10 protein-coding genes are annotated in these 14,793 nt (G+C 72.0%); 3 read left to right on the top strand and 7 right to left on the bottom strand.

Annotated features, from left to right (window positions below; translation table 11 throughout):
• Nucleotides 1–16: 16 nt before the first annotated feature.
• Entirely contained in the window at nt 17–2,368 is a 2,352-nt protein-coding gene (locus tag AB0N14_RS22725) for an MFS transporter (protein ID WP_366027543.1), read from the top strand.
• A 217-nt stretch (nt 2,369–2,585) separates the two neighbouring features.
• The gene (locus AB0N14_RS22720; protein WP_366027522.1) at nt 2,586–5,036 is read left to right on the top strand and encodes a SpoIIE family protein phosphatase; all 2,451 of its coding nucleotides are present in this window, start codon (nt 2,586–2,588) and stop codon (nt 5,034–5,036) included.
• 29 nt (nt 5,037–5,065) lie between these two features.
• On the opposite strand, the gene AB0N14_RS22715 is transcribed toward AB0N14_RS22720, so the two are convergent.
• A complete protein-coding gene (locus tag AB0N14_RS22715; protein ID WP_366027521.1) occupies nt 5,066–6,067 on the bottom strand; it encodes a LacI family DNA-binding transcriptional regulator in 1,002 nt (333 codons plus the stop codon).
• 110 nt (nt 6,068–6,177) lie between these two features.
• On the opposite strand from AB0N14_RS22715, the gene AB0N14_RS22710 reads away from it, so the two are divergent.
• A complete protein-coding gene (locus AB0N14_RS22710) occupies nt 6,178–7,332 on the top strand; it encodes a Gfo/Idh/MocA family oxidoreductase (protein WP_366027520.1) in 1,155 nt (384 codons plus the stop codon).
• Nucleotides 7,333–7,342: 10 nt separating this feature from the next.
• Here AB0N14_RS22710 and AB0N14_RS22705 read toward each other — a convergent pair whose 3' ends face one another.
• From AB0N14_RS22705 to iolC, 6 genes are all read right to left on the bottom strand, one after another.
• On the bottom strand, nt 7,343–8,098 hold the full coding sequence (locus AB0N14_RS22705) for a GntR family transcriptional regulator (RefSeq protein ID WP_366027519.1): 756 nt from the start codon (nt 8,096–8,098) through the stop codon (nt 7,343–7,345).
• A gap of 124 nt (nt 8,099–8,222) precedes the next feature.
• Complete coding sequence (locus AB0N14_RS22700) at nt 8,223–9,716, bottom strand: CoA-acylating methylmalonate-semialdehyde dehydrogenase (protein ID WP_366027518.1); 1,494 nt, start codon at nt 9,714–9,716, stop codon at nt 8,223–8,225.
• Nucleotides 9,717–9,750: 34 nt separating this feature from the next.
• Nucleotides 9,751–11,625, bottom strand: a complete 1,875-nt coding sequence (gene iolD, locus AB0N14_RS22695) for a 3D-(3,5/4)-trihydroxycyclohexane-1,2-dione acylhydrolase (decyclizing) (RefSeq protein ID WP_366027517.1) — start codon at nt 11,623–11,625, stop codon at nt 9,751–9,753.
• On the bottom strand, nt 11,625–12,509 hold the full coding sequence (gene iolB, locus AB0N14_RS22690) for a 5-deoxy-glucuronate isomerase (RefSeq protein ID WP_366027516.1): 885 nt from the start codon (nt 12,507–12,509) through the stop codon (nt 11,625–11,627). The genes iolD and iolB overlap by 1 nt, the downstream gene beginning before the upstream one ends.
• A gap of 105 nt (nt 12,510–12,614) precedes the next feature.
• On the bottom strand, nt 12,615–13,493 hold the full coding sequence (locus tag AB0N14_RS22685) for a deoxyribose-phosphate aldolase (protein ID WP_366027515.1): 879 nt from the start codon (nt 13,491–13,493) through the stop codon (nt 12,615–12,617).
• 61 nt (nt 13,494–13,554) lie between these two features.
• Nucleotides 13,555–14,511 carry a 5-dehydro-2-deoxygluconokinase gene (gene iolC, locus AB0N14_RS22680; RefSeq protein WP_366027514.1) on the bottom strand — a complete coding sequence of 319 codons (957 nt, stop codon included), beginning with the start codon at nt 14,509–14,511 and terminating at the stop codon, nt 13,555–13,557.
• Between the last annotated feature and the right edge of the window lie 282 nt (nt 14,512–14,793).

Raw genomic sequence — 14,793 nt, 5'->3', positions numbered from 1 at the left:
GGCCGTGCTGTCCGTGATCCCGGACGCGCACCGGGAGCCGGCCGGCGTCGAGCCGCCCGAACCGCCCGTGGCGCTCGGCCCCCGCCGGATCCGGCTGGTGTTCGTCGGGCTCATGCTCGCGCTGCTGCTCGCCGCCCTCGACCAGATGATCGTGGCCACCGCGCTCCCCAAGGTCGTCGGCGAACTGCACGGCCTGGACCGGATGTCCTGGGCGATCACCGCCTACCTGCTGACCTCCACCGTCGGCCTGCCGGTCTACGGCAAGTGCGGTGACCTCTTCGGCCGCAAGGGCGTCTTCCAGTTCGCGATCGGCGTGTTCGTCGTCGGCTCCGCGCTCGCCGGCCGGGCGTCGACCATGGACCAGCTGATCGCCTTCCGCGCGATCCAGGGCATCGGCGCCGGCGGCCTCATGATCGGTGTGCAGGCGATCATCGCGGACATCGTCCCGCCGCGCGAACGCGGCCGCTACATGGGCATCATCGGCGCCGCCTTCGGTCTCGCCTCCGTCGCCGGGCCCCTGCTGGGCGGCTACTTCACCGACCACCTCTCCTGGCGCTGGTGCTTCTACGTCAACGTGCCCTTCGGCCTGGTCACCTTCGCCGTCGTCACGGCGGTGCTGAAACTGCCGAGGCCCGCAGTCAAGGCCCGGCTCGACGTGCTCGGCACCCTGCTGCTGGCCGCGACGTCGACCTGCCTGGTGCTGCTGACCAGTTGGGGCGGCACCGAGTACGCCTGGGACTCGCGGGTCATCCTGGGCCTCGGCGCGGGCGCCGCCCTCGGATGCGTCCTCTTCCTGGTGGTCGAGCGGTTCGCCGTCGAACCCCTCATCCCGCTGCGGCTGCTGAGGGACCCCGTCTTCAACGTCACCGCCCTCGTGGGTCTCGTCATCGGCGTCGCCCTGTTCGGCGCCGCCAGCTACCTGCCCACCTTCCTGCAGATGGTCGACGGGGCGAGCGCCACCGAGTCCGGGCTGCTGATGCTGCCGATGATGGCCGGAATCGTCGGCGCCTCGATCATCAGCGGACAGCTCATCAGCCGCACCGGCCGCTACAAGGCCTTCCCGCTCCTCGGCAGCGTCCTCGCCGCGATCGGCATGTGGCTGCTGTCCCGGCTCGACGTGGACACGCCCCGGCTGGAGTACAGCGTCTGGATGGCCGTCCTCGGCGCGGGTATCGGCTTGGTGATGCCGGTGCTGATCCTCGCCGTGCAGAACTCGGTCCGCCCGGCCGACCTCGGCACCGCGACCAGCGCCAACAACTACTTCCGGCAGATCGGCGGCAGCGTCGGCGCCGCCGTCTTCGGGACCCTGTTCGCCCACCGGCTCTCGGACGCCCTGCGCGAACGCCTCCCGGCGAGCGCGGGCGCCCGTCTGCCCGACCCCGAGTCCATCACGCCGCAACTCGTCCACGCACTGCCGCCGACGCTGCGGAACGCGTACATCGAGGCGTACGCCGAGGCCATGCCGCGGATCTTTCTCTACCTCGTCCCGGTGATCGTCCTCGGCCTGCTCATCGCCTTCTTCCTCAAGGAGAAACCACTGGTGTCCCACAACGCCCCAGCCGACTGCCCGCCCTCCGCCCAGGTCCCGCAGGCGCGCGCGCCGTACGCCGCCGGCGTGCCCGTCTGCGGCACGGTCCAGCACCCCGACGGCACCGTCGTCCCCCGCGCGGCGCTCACCCTCATCGACGTCGCGGGCGTGCAGATCGGGCGGGGCGCGAGCGGTGAGGACGGGCGGTACGCGCTGTCCACGCCCGGCTCCGGGTCCTACGTCCTCATCGCCGCGGCCGGCGGCCACCAGCCGCAGGCCGTCTCGGTGACCGTCGGGGAGCGCCCGGTCGAACTGGACGTCGTGCTCGGCGGCGCGGGACGGCTCGCGGGCAGCGTGGTCACGGCCGACGGCACCCCGGTGCGCGACGCCGCCGTCACGCTCACCAACGTGCACGGAGAGGTGGTCGCGACCACCCGCAGCGGGCGCGAGGGAAGCTACGTCATCACCGAGCTGGTGGCCGGTGAGTACACCCTCGCCGCCAGCGCCCCCGCTTTCCGCCCGGCCGCGCTCCCCGTCAGCGTGCAGGCCTCGCGCGAGACCCGGCAGGACGTCGAACTCGCGGGCGGCGCGGTGCTGCGGGGCACGGTCCGTGCGGGGGACGGACGGCCGGTCGAGGACGCGCGGGTGACGCTGCTGGACGCCGCGGGCAACGTCGTCGACACGCTGACCACCGGGGCCGACGGGACCTATCGATTCGTCGATCTGTCGTCAGGGGAGTACACGGTGATCGCGGCGGGGTACCCGCCGGTGGCCACGGTGTTGCAGGTCGCCGGGGGCGGCAGGACTGAGCGTGACTTGCAGCTGGGGCATGAGGACTGAGGGGGTGGGGGCTCAAGGTCTGTCGGCTGCGGGCTGTTCGTGGCTGGTCGCGCCCACACGGCGGAATCGCAGAATGTCACCGCCCCGCGCCCCTTCGGGGCGCGCCTCTGCGCCCCCATGGGACCAATTCGCGTAATGCTGCACATCCCAACCAGTCGGGGCCCTACCGTGTTGGTGGCTGCACAGATCTTGCAAGCGGGGAGAAAGGGCCTGGGCCATGGACCATGGCACCGAGACGGGCGCCTCGGCCAGGCACGGCGCGGCGGAGTACGCCGCGGCCGGCCGTATCCCGCTGGCCGTGGTCGTGGTGGACCGCGAGGGGCTGGTCTCGCACTGGAGCCGGGGTGCGCGAAGGTTGTTCGGCATCCCCAGGCAGGACGCGCTCGGCCGGCCCGCCGTCGATCTGCTGCCCGTCTCCGGCGCCCTGCCCGAAGGTGAGGACACCGGACCCTACGGGGCGTACGCGGCGTACGACGGACTCGGCCCCGGCCTGGAGTCCTCGCTCGACGGGCGGCTGTCGTACCCGGCCGCGGGGCGCGCCCGGCTCTCCGTGCCCGACACCGAGCGCGTGGACGTGCTGTGGTGGGCGTACCCTCTGGTGGGTCCGGGCCCGGAGCGGCTGCTGGTGCTGGCCGCAGACGCGGGCGCGCTGCATCACCAGGACGACGGCACGGCGGTCGAGCGCATCGCGCCCGGTTTCGCCCTGCACACCGACTTCCCCGGCGCGGAGGAACTCGCCCGCAGGCTGCCGGAGATCCTGCCCAGCATGAGCGTGGGCGAGAGCGCCCGCATCGTCTCGCAGGTCCTCGAACTGGGCTATCCGATCCTGGAGTTCAGCCAGAACGACCGGGTGCCCGTCACCCCCGACTGGGGCGTGCCCCGGCGCGCGGAGCGCAGGGCACGCCGGGAGCGGGCGGCGCGCGCCGTGGCAGCCGGGCAGCCGGTGCCGCAGGACGTTCAGGACGAGGGCGAGGACCTCGAGTACGCCGCGGTGCGCGAGCGGCTGGAGTTCCTCAACGAGGTCAGCGGCGAGATCGGCACCTCCCTCGACCTGGCGCAGACCATCGTCGAGGTCAGCAAGGCCGTGGTGCCCCGCTTCACGGACGTGGCCTGCACGTATCTGCGCGAACAGGTCGTCGCCGGCGAGGGGTTCCCCGACGGCGTGCCCGACACCACCACCATGTGGCACCGGGTCGCCCTCGAACACACCGACGAGCCGGGCCGCTGGGAAGACGTCGTGCCGGTCGGCGAGGCCATGCCGTTCCCGGCGGAGACGCCCTTCTTCCAGTGCATGACCACCGGGCAGCCCGTCGTCATCCCGCGCATCAGCGAGGAGATGGGGCACGCCATCGCCTCCCAGTTCGACAAGCGTGACATCCGGCCCCTCATCACCCACCGCTCCATGCTGATCGTGCCGCTGAAGGCGCGCCAGGTGGTCCTCGGGTTCATGGCGCTGATGCGCCATCCGGAGCGTCCCGAGTTCAACGACATGGACCGTGTCACGGGTGCCGAACTCGCCGCCCGCGCGGCCCTCGTGCTGGACAACGCGCGTATGTACACGTACCAGGAGAACGTCGCGGACACCCTCCAGGACAGCATGCTGCCGCACATCCCACCGCGCATGACGGGCTGCGACATCGCCACCCGCTACCTCCCGGGCACCCTGCTCGGACGCGTCGGCGGCGACTGGTTCGACTCCGTGAAACTGCCCGGCGCCCGCACCGCCCTCGTCGTCGGCGACGTCATGGGGCACGGACTCAACTCCGCAGCCATGATGGGCCAGTTGCGTACGGCCGTACAGACCATGGCCGCGCTCGACCTGCCGCCCGCCCAGCTGCTGCGCAATCTCGACGACCTCGCCCAGCGGCTCGGCGACACCTACCTCGCGACCTGCCTCTACGCCGTCTACGACCCGATCGCGAGCGAACTGCACCTCGCCAACGCCGGCCACATCCCACCGGTGATCGTCCGCGCGGAGGACGGGCGCAGTGAACTGCTCGACCTGCCCACGGGCGCGCCGATCGGCGTCGGCGGGGTGCCGTTCGAGTCGGTACGGGTGCCGGTGTCGCCCGGCGACCGGCTGGTGATGTGCACCGACGGACTGGTCGAGGTGCGCGGCGAGGACATCGGTGTCGGGCTCGCCACGCTGTGCGAGTCCGCCGCGCACCCGGCGGCCTCCATGGACGACGCCTGCGACACGATCATCCGCGCCCTCAACACGTGCGGCGGCCGCAAGGACGACGTGGCGCTGCTCATGGCCCGGCTGGCGGGCATCGAACCCGAGGACGTCGCCGTGTGGCGGTTCGCCCTGGACCCCGTCGAGGTGGGCCGGGCCCGCGCGGTGGTCCGTGAACAGCTCCACGACTGGGGGCTCGACACGCTCGCGTACAACGCCGAGTTGATGGTCAGCGAACTGGTCACCAACGCCGTACGGCACTCCCACAGCCGCCCGGTCGAACTGCGGCTCGTGCGCGGCGACACCCTGCTGTGCGAGGTGGACGACGACGACCACACCCTGCCCACGCTGCTCAGCGCGGGCCCCGGTGACGAGTCCGGCCGCGGCCTGCGCGTGGTGAGCACGCTGGCCCGCGAATGGGGGACCAGCCGGACGAGCGCCGGAAAGACCGTCTGGTTCGAACTGACGCTGCCGCGCGCTGCCCGACGCTGACCGGCCGCCGCGGTGCCGCAAGCCATGTGTCAGGCCGATGGCCCGCTCGTCGTCCCCCTCACCTTGAGCGCCGGTGTCGTCAGGACCAGTTCCTCCGGGCGGGCCGGGTCGGCGATGCGGTCCAGGAGGCGCGCGGCGGCGCGGCGGCCCACGTCGTGGCTGCCGTTGTCCACCGTGGTGAGCCACAGGTGCCGCAAGCGCGACAGGTAGGTGTTGTCGTAGCCGACGAGGGACAGGTCGCGCGGCACCCGCAGCCCCAGCTCCTCCGCCGCCGAGAGGGCGCCCACGCAGGCGATGTCGTTGAAGGCGAAGACGGCCGTGGGGCGTTGGCGGGCGCTGAGCAGGCGGATCGCGGCCCGGTGGCCGCCCTCCTCCGTCAGGTCGCCCTGTTCCACGATCGCCGAGTCCTCGAGGCCGTGCTCGCGCATCACGGTCTCGAAACTGCTCCGGCGCAGTGCGCCGACCACGCCCTGCCCGGCGATGTGGGCGATGCGACGGTGGCCGAGACCGATCAGGTGTTCGGTGGCGAGGCGGGCGCCCTGCTCGTCGTCGTTCGCGACGATGTCGACGGCGGGCAGTTCCGGCTCGCGGGCCCCGGCGACGACGGTGGGGATCCGGGCGGCGGCCCGGCGCAGGGCCTCGGAGGGCGGCAGGGTGCCGACCGCGATCAGCCCGTCGACCCGCAGGTCCGTGAAGGTGCGGGTCAGATCCTCGCCGAGGCGCCGGTTGAGGTGGCCGTCGGCCAGCAGCATGCGCAGACCGGCGTCGTGCAGCCGGGAGTTCAGGCCGTCGAGCAGCTCCACGAACCAGGGGTTGCGCATGTCGTTGAGCAGGACGCCGACCGTGCGGGTGCGGCGCTCGCTGAGGCTGCGTGCGGCGGCGTTGGGCCGGTACCCCAGCTCCTCGACGGCGGCCAGCACCGCCCGCCGCTTCTCCGGGCGCACCTGGTCGGAGCCGCGCAGCACCAGGGAGACCAGCGACTTCGACACTCCGGCCCGTTCGGCCACATCGCGGATCGTCGGCGGTCTCATGCGTGGACCGTTCCATACGGTTGACGCGCTTGTCAAAGGGATTGACAAGTGGGGGTATGCCCTTCAGTGTGGGCGGCGCATGTTCTGGAACGGTCCAAAGAGGGGCAGTCATGGTGAGTACGCTCGGCGTCGCCGTCGTGGGATTCGGCTGGATGGGGCGGGTGCACACCCAGGCCTACGTCCGCCTGCCGCACCACTTCCCGCAGCTGCCCCTGCGCCCCGAACTGGTCGCCGTCGCCGACGAAGTTCCAGGCCGGGCGGAGGAGGCCGCCGCTCAGTACGGCTTCGCCGCCGCGGTCCGGGACTGGCGTGAGATCGCCGCCGATCCACGGGTGCGGGCGGTGAGCATCGCCGCCCCGAACTTCCTGCACCGCGAGATCGGCGTCGCCATGGCCGAGGCGGGCAAACACATCTGGATCGAGAAGCCGGTCGGCCTGACCGCCGAGGACGCCCGCGCGGTCGCGGGCGCCGTCGCCAAGGCCGGGGTGCAGGGCACGGTCGGCTTCAACTACCGGGGTGCGCCCGCCGTCGCCACCGCCCGCGAACTGATCGCCTCCGGTGGGATCGGCACCGTCACCCACGTCCGCATCCGCCTCTTCAGCGACTACGCCGCCCACCCCGAGGGTGCCCTGACCTGGCGGTACGAGCGGGAGCGCGGCGGCAGCGGAGTCCTCGGCGACCTCGCCTCGCACGGTGTGGACCTGGCCCGCTTCCTGCTCGGCGAGATCGAGTCGCTGGCCGCCGACACCGCCGTCTTCATCCCGGAACGCGCCCGGCCCACCGGCGCCACCGCCGGCCACGCCCGAGCGGCCGGCGGCGAGCCGGGCCCCGTGGAGAACGAGGACTACGTCAACTGCCTGCTGCGCTTCGCCTCCGGCGCCCGCGGCGTCCTGGAGGCGAGCCGGGTCTCGGTCGGCGAACAGAACAACTACGGCTTCGAGGTCCACGGCACCAAGGGCGCCGTCTTCTGGGACTTCCGCCGCATGGGTGAGCTCGGCGTCAGCCGCGGTACGGCCTTCCAGGACCAACCCGTCAGCACCCTCTACGTCGGCCCCGGCCACGGCGAGTACGCCGCCTTCCAGCCCGGCTCGGCCAACAGCATGGGCTACGACGACCTCAAGGTCATCGAGGCGTACCACTTCCTGCGCTCCGTCGCGGAGGGCACCGCCCACGGCCCGACCCTCGAGGACGCCGTGCGCAGCGCCGCCGCCCTGGACGCCATGCGCCGCTCGGCCGAGCGGCGCACCTGGGTGGACCTGGCGTGAACCCGGCCGGTCAGGGCCGCACCAGCAGCTGGAAGTCGAAGGAGTAGCGCGAGGCGCGGTAGATGTGGGTGCCGTACTCGACGGCGCGGCCGGTGTCGTCGTACGCCGTGCGCTGCATGGTCAGCAGGGCCGCGCCCTCCGGCTCCCCCAGCCGCTCGGCCTCCTCTGCGGTGGCGCAGCGGGCGCCGACGGTCTGCCGGGCGCTGTGCAGGGTGATGCCGACGCCCCGCAGCATCCGGTACAGGCCCGTGGCCCGGAGCCGCTCGGTGTCGAGGTCCAGCAGGCCCGCCGGCACGTAGTTGGACAGGAACGCCATCGGCTCTCCGTGGGCGAGGCGCAGGCGCTCCAGGTGGTGCACCTCGCCGCCCTCGGCGATCCCCAGCGCGGCCGCGACCTCGGCGGACGCCCGCACCACCTCGTTGCGCAGCACCTGGGTCGCCGGCTTCTGTCCCGCGGACTCCAGGTCGTCGTAGAGACTGCTCAGCTCCAGGGGGCGCTTCACCTGGCTGTGCACCACCTGTGTGCCCACGCCCCGGCGGCGGACCAGCAGGCCCTTGTCGACCAGCGACTGGATGGCCTGGCGCACCGTGGGCCGGGACAGGCCGAGCCGCCCGGCGAGCTCGATCTCGTTGCCCAGCAGGCTGCCCGGGCCCAGCACGCCGTGCTCGATCGCCGCTTCCAGCTGTTGCGCCAGCTGGTAGTAGAGCGGGACCGGGCTGCTGCGGTCCAGGGCGAAGTCGAGGGCGCCGGGTGCGGAAGTGGTCACGGCGGGAGAATATGCCGCCGACTGGTTGACCGGAACACTTGCCATCATTTTGTCCTGACAATGAGGGAGAGCGCGGCCGGTGCGGGAGGCCACACGCCCGCTCCCGCACCGGCCGCCGCTCTCATCAGGAGTTGCTGGGGAACCCGAGGTTGATGCCGCCGTCGGCCGGGTCCGGCCAGCGCGTGGTGATCACCTTGCCCTGGGTGTAGAAGGCGACGCCGTCGTTGCCGTAGATGTGCAGGTCGCCGAAGAGCGAGTCCTTCCAGCCACCGAAGGAGTGGTAGCCGACGGGCACCGGGATCGGCACGTTGACGCCGACCATGCCCGCCTGCACCTCCAGCTGGAAGCGGCGGGCCGCCCCGCCGTCCCGGGTGAAGATCGCGGTGCCGTTGCCCCAGCGGGAGCTGTTGATCAGCTTGATCGCGTCGTCGTACGTCTCCGCGCGCACCACGCACAGGACGGGGCCGAAGATCTCGTCCTTGTACGCGTCAGCCGTCACCGGCACCTTGTCCAGCAGGGAGACACCGATGAAGAAGCCGTTCTCGTGGCCCTCCACGGAGTACCCGGTGCCGTCCACGACGACCTCCGCGCCCTGTTCCGCAGCGCTCGTCACGTACGACGCCACCTTGTCGCGGTGCTCGCGCGTGATCAGCGGTCCCATCTCCGAGGCCGGGTCGTCTCCGGGGCCGATGCGGAGGTTCTTCGCGCGCTCGGCGATCTTCGCCACCAGCTCGTCACCGGTGTCGCCCACCGCCACGACCACGGACACGGCCATGCAACGCTCGCCCGCCGAGCCGTACGCCGCGTTGATCGCCTGGTCGGCGGCGAAGTCCAGGTCCGCGTCCGGCAGGACCAGCATGTGGTTCTTGGCGCCGCCGAGGGCCTGCACGCGCTTGTCGTGCTCGACCGCCTTGAGCTGGATGTACTTGGCGATCGGGGTGGAACCGACGAACGAGACCGCGGCGACGTCCGGGTGCTCCAGAAGCCGGTCGACGGCCACCTTGTCGCCCTGGACGATGTTGAACACGCCGTCCGGCAGGCCCGCCTCCGCGAGCAGCTCGGCGAGGCGGAAGGAGGCCGACGGGTCCTTCTCGCTCGGCTTGAGCACGAAGGTGTTGCCGGTCGCGATGGCGATCGGGAACATCCACATCGGGACCATCGCCGGGAAGTTGAACGGTGTGATGCCGGCGACCACGCCGAGCGGCTGCCGGATCGAGGCGACGTCGACCCGGGTGGAGACCTGGGTGGACAGCTCGCCCTTCAGCTTCTCGGAGATGCCGCAGGCCAGCTCCACGATCTCCAGGCCGCGCGCGACCTCGCCGAGCGCGTCGGAGTGGACCTTGCCGTGCTCCGCGGTGATCAGCTCGGCGATCTCGTCGCGATGCGCGTCCAGCAGCTCGCGGAACTTGAAGAGGACCGCCGTGCGCTTGGCGAGCGAACTCCGTCCCCAGCTCTCGAACGCGGCCCTGGCGGTGGCGACCGCGGCGTCGACCTCGTCGACCGTGGCGAACGCGATCTGCTTCTCCTGGGCGCCGGTGGCCGGGTTGTAGACCGGGCCGAAGCGGCCCGAGGTGCCCTCGACGGGCTTGCCGCCGATCCAGTGGGTGATGGTCTTCATGGCGCGGTGTGGGACCTTTCGTTCAGCGGGGGAGTCAGAGGTGGCGTCGGCGGTCGGCGGCGTGCCGGTCGTAGCGCGCGCGGGCGGACACGGCGGCCTCGCGGGTGGCGACCTCGGCGACGGGCACGTCCCACCAGGCCTCGGCGGGCGGAGCGGTGGGCGTCGGATCGGTCTCGACGTACACGCAGGTCGGCCGGTCGGAGGCGCGCGCCGCGGCCAGCGCGTCGCGCAGTTCCCGTACGGTCTTGGCGCGCAGCACGTCCATGCCGAGGCTGGCGGCGTTGGCGGCCAGGTCCACCGGGAGCGGGGCCCCGGTGAAGGAGCCGTCGGCGGCCCGGTAGCGGTAGGCGGTGCCGAACCGCTCGCCGCCGGTCTCCTCCGACAGGCCGCCGATGGAGGCGTAGCCGTGGTTCTGGATCAGGACCAGGTTGACCGGCAGGCCCTCCTGGACCGCGGTCACGATCTCCGTCGGCATCATCAGGTAGGTGCCGTCGCCGACCAGCGACCACACCGGTGTACCGGGCGCGGCCTGCTGGACGCCGATGCCGGCCGGGATCTCGTAGCCCATGCAGGAATAGCCGTACTCCAGGTGGTACTGGCGCGGCGAGCGGGCCCGCCACAGCTTGTGCAGGTCGCCGGGGAGCGAGCCGGCCGCGTTGATCACCACGTCGTCGTCGCCCACGACCGCGTCCAGGGCACCGAGGACCTGGGTCTGGGTCGGCACGGAGTTCTCGTCGTCGGCGCGGTAGGCGGCCTCGACGACCTGCTCCCAGCGCTCCTTGCCCGCCCGGTACTCGGCCGCGTACGCCTCGCTCACCCGGTGGCCGGTCAGGCCCTCGGCGAGTGCGGAGAGGCCCGCCCGGGCGTCCGCGACCAGGGTGAGGGCCGAGAGCTTGTGGGCGTCGAAGGCCGTGATGTTGAGGTTCACGAACCGCACACCGGGGTTTTGGAACAGGGTGTTCGACGCGGTGGTGAAGTCGCTGTAGCGGGTGCCGACGCCGATGACCAGATCGGCGGTGCGGGCGATGTCGTCGCAGACAGCCGTGCCGGTGTGGCCGATCCCGCCCAGGTCGGCGGGGTGGTCGTGGCGCAGTGAGCCCTTGCCGGCCTGGGTGGAGGCCACCGGGATGCCGGTCGCGTCGACCAGCGCCTCGAGGGCTTCCTCGGCCTCGCTGTGGTGGACGCCGCCGCCCGCCACGATCAGCGGCCGCTCGGCTTCACGGATCGCGCGCACCGCCTCCGTCAGCTCCAACGGGTCGGGGGCCGGACGGCGTACGTGCCACACGCGCTCGGCGAAGAACTCCTCCGGCCAGTCGAAGCCTTCCGCCTGCACGTCCTGCGGCATGGCCAGGGTGACCGCGCCGGTCTCCGCCGGGTCGGCGAGGACGCGCATGGCGTTCAGCGCGGACGGGATCAGCATCTCCGGGCGGGTGATCCGGTCGAAGTAGCGGGAGACCGGGCGCAGCGTGTCGTTGACCGACACATCGGCCTCCACCGGGTGCTCCAACTGCTGGAGCAGCGGGTCGGCGGCGCGCGTGGCGAAGTAGTCACCGGGCAGCAGCAGCACCGGCAGGCGGTTGATCGTGGCCAGCGCGGCGCCGGTGACCAGGTTGGTGGCGCCCGGGCCGATGGAGGTGGTGACCGCCTGTGCGGAGAGCCGGCCCCGCTGGCGGGCGTAGCCGACGGCGGCGTGCACCATGGCCTGTTCGTTGCGGCCCTGGTGGAAGGGCATGGTGCCCTCGCCGGCCTCGAGCAGCGCCTGGCCGATGCCGGCGACGTTGCCGTGGCCGAAGATGCCCCAGGTGCCGGCGATCAGGCGGTGGCGTACGCCGTCGCGCTCGGTGTACTGCGCGGACAGGAACCGCACCAGCGCCTGGGCGACGGTCAGACGGCGGGTAGTGCTGCTCATCAGGGCTTCTCCGGTGCCGTGTAGAGGGGGAGACGGGAGTCGACCGGCTGGGCCGGCCAGGTGTCGCGGATCCACGCGTGGTGGGGGTGGTCGCAGATCAGCCAGGCTCGGTCGGGGTCGGGGCCCGCCATGACGTTGAGGTAGTACATGTCGTGGCCGGGCACGGCCATGGACGGTCCGTGCCAGCCGTCCGGGATGAGCACGACGTCACCGTCGCGCACCTCCGCCAGCACGTCCGTGCCGGTGCCGTGGCCGGAGGGGGAGACCCGCTGGTAGCCGAGTCCGGGGGTGCCCTCGTGGGCCGCGAACTCGAAGTAGTAGATCTCCTCCAGCTCCGACTCCTCGCCGGGCCGGTGCTCGTCGTGCTTGTGCGGCGGGAAGGACGACCAGTTGCCGCCCGGCGTGATCACCTCGACGGCGATGAGCTTGTCGCACTCGAACACGCCGGCGGCCCCGAAGTTGTTGACCTGGCGGGAGCAGTTGCCGGTGCCGCGCAGCTCGACCGGGACGGAGGAGGCGGGCGCGTAGCGGGCGGGCAGCCGGCGCTCGCAGCGGGCGCCGGTGAGCGCGAAGCGGCCGCCGTCGCGGGACGCGAGGGAGACCTGGGCGTCGCGCGGCACGTACGCGAAGTCGCTGACACCGCTGAACACGCTCTCGCGGCCGTTCAGGCGAAACGTGTCACCGCCGACGGCGACGGTGCAGGAGCCCGACAGCGGGAGCACGATCCACTCGCTGTCGCCGGTTTCGAAGGAGTGCCAGCCGCCGGACGGCAGTTCGAGCACCTTCAGGCTGGAGTAGCCCCAGCGGGCCGACTCGGGGGTGACGCCGACCGCGTAGGCGCCGGTTGCGGCCTTGCCCGCGGGGAGGTGGTGCGCGGTGGTCATGATGCCCTTCTTCAATGGCGTTCGGGACGTTCATGGCGTCGGGATGTTCATGGCATCGGGATGTTCATGGCGTCGTGGCGTTCGGGGCGGGGGCTCGGGGCGGAGTCACAGCAGGGAGACCGCGGTGTCCACCGCGGCCTCCACGCCGCCCTCCGCGGGGTACAGCAGGGACCGGCCGACGACCATCCCCTGCACGGTGGGCAGGCGCAGCGCCTTGCGCCACTTCTCGTAGGCGCCCTCCTGGTCCTTGCCGACCTCGCCGCCGAGAAGCACGGCGGGCAGCGTGGAGGCCTCCAGCGCCTCGGCCATGTCGTCGATGTCGTCGGTGACGGGCAGTTTCAGCCAGGTGTAGGCGGAGGTGCCGCCGAGACCGGAGGCGATGGCGATGGACCGGGTGACGGCCTGGCCGGTCAGGTCGTTGCGCACGCGGCCGTCGACACGGCGGGATATGAACGGTTCGATGAACAGCGGCAGCCGGCGCGCCGCCATGTCGTCCACGGCCCTTGCCGTGGACTCCAGGGTCTTCAGGGAGCCCGGGTCGTCGTAGTCGATGCGCAGCAGCAGCTTGCCCGCGTCGAAGCGGAGCCGTTCGATGTCTTCGGCGCGGTGTCCGGTGAAGCGGTCGTCCATCTCGAAGGACGCGCCCGCGAGACCGCCGCGGTTCATGGAGCCCATGACGACCTTGTCGTCGAGGACGCCGAGGAGCAGCAGGTCCTCGAGGATGTCCGCGGTGGCCAGCACGCCGTCCACGCCGGGCCGGGACAGCGCGATGCACAGGCGCTCCAGCAGGTCGGCGCGGTTGGCCATGGCCAGGTGGTGATCGCCGACGCCGAGGGCGCCACGGGCCGGGTGGTCGGCGGCCACGATCATGAGGCGGCCGCTGTCGCCGATCAGCGGGCGGCGGACACGGCGGGCGGCGGCCTCGGCGATGGCCTCCGGGTGCCGGGCGCGTACCGTGGCGAGGTCGGGGATGCTGATGCTCAAGACGGGCTCCGTTCAGGGGTGGCGGCCGTGGGGCCGCGTGCGAGAGGCCTCGAGGCGGCGGTCAGCCGCGGGCGACGAGGTCGGCGACCTCCGACTCGGTCGGCATCGCGGAGGAGCAGGCGAGGCGGGAGGCGACGAGCGCACCGGCCGCGTTGGCGTACCGCATGGTCTTCTCCAGCGGCCAGCCGGCGAGCAGTCCGTGGCACAGGGAGCCGCCGAAGGCGTCCCCGGCGCCGAGTCCGTTGACGACCTCCACCGGCACGGGAGGCACCTCTGCCGTCGTCCCGTCGCGGTGCACGGCGAGCACGCCCTTGGGGCCCTGCTTGACGACCGCGAGCTCCACACCGGCCTCCAGCAGCGCCTCGGCGCAGGCCCGCGGTTCGCGTACGCCGGTGGCGATCTCGCACTCGTCGAGGTTGCCGACGGCCACGGTGGCGTGGCGCAGCGCTTCGCGGTAGTACGGGCGTGCGGTGTCGGGGTCGTGCCAGAACATGGGGCGCCAGTCCAGGTCGAACACCGTGGTGCCCGCCTTGTCACGGGCCTTGAGGGCGGCGAGCGTGGCCGAGCGGCTGGGCTCCTCGCTCAGGCCGGTCCCGGTGATCCAGAAGATCCGGGCCGAGCGGATGGCGAAGAAGTCCAGCTCGTCGGTGTGGATCTCCAGGTCGGGGGCCTTGGGGCGGCGGTAGAAGTACAGGGGGAAGTCGTCCGGCGGGAAGATCTCGCAGAACGTGATCGGGGTCGGGTAGGCGTCCACCGGCGTGACGAACCGATCGTCGACGCCGAACTCCTTCAGCTGCTGGTGCAGATAGGTGCCGAAGGGGTCGTTCCCGGTCCGGGTGATCACCGCCGTGTCGCGGCCGAGACGCGCCGCGGCCACCGCGACGTTCGCCGCCGAGCCGCCGAGGAACTTTCCGAAGGTCTCGACCTGGGGGAGCGGCACACCGGTCTGCAGCGGGTAGAGATCGACCCCGATGCGGCCCATGGTGACGAGATCGAAATGTTCGGCGGGCTCAGGCATGTGCGACGCTCCTCATGCGGGGGATGCGGGCGACCGGGCGCCGGGAAGGCGGGCATCCGGCGCCGGATGCCTCACAGGTGTAGGCCGCACGAGGAGCCCCTGTCAAGGCTTTGTACTTACATTCGGACCTGCTTCTGAAATGATGTCTTAACAAAGTATTGACAGGTGGGTCCGGCAGGGGTTTGTATCCCGTGCCATCGAAACCGCCGGTTCACCGGCATACGACCCCGAACGTCCGTCCGGGCCCCGCGTGGGGTACCGTCCGGCGCCGTCCCTCTCCTT

The sequence above is a fragment of the Streptomyces sp. NPDC051104 genome, from assembly GCF_040682835.1.
GTDB lineage: Bacteria > Actinomycetota > Actinomycetes > Streptomycetales > Streptomycetaceae > Streptomyces > Streptomyces cynarae.
The sequence above is the reverse complement of the archived record's forward strand: the minus strand, read 5'-3'. Positions and strand labels throughout refer to the sequence as shown.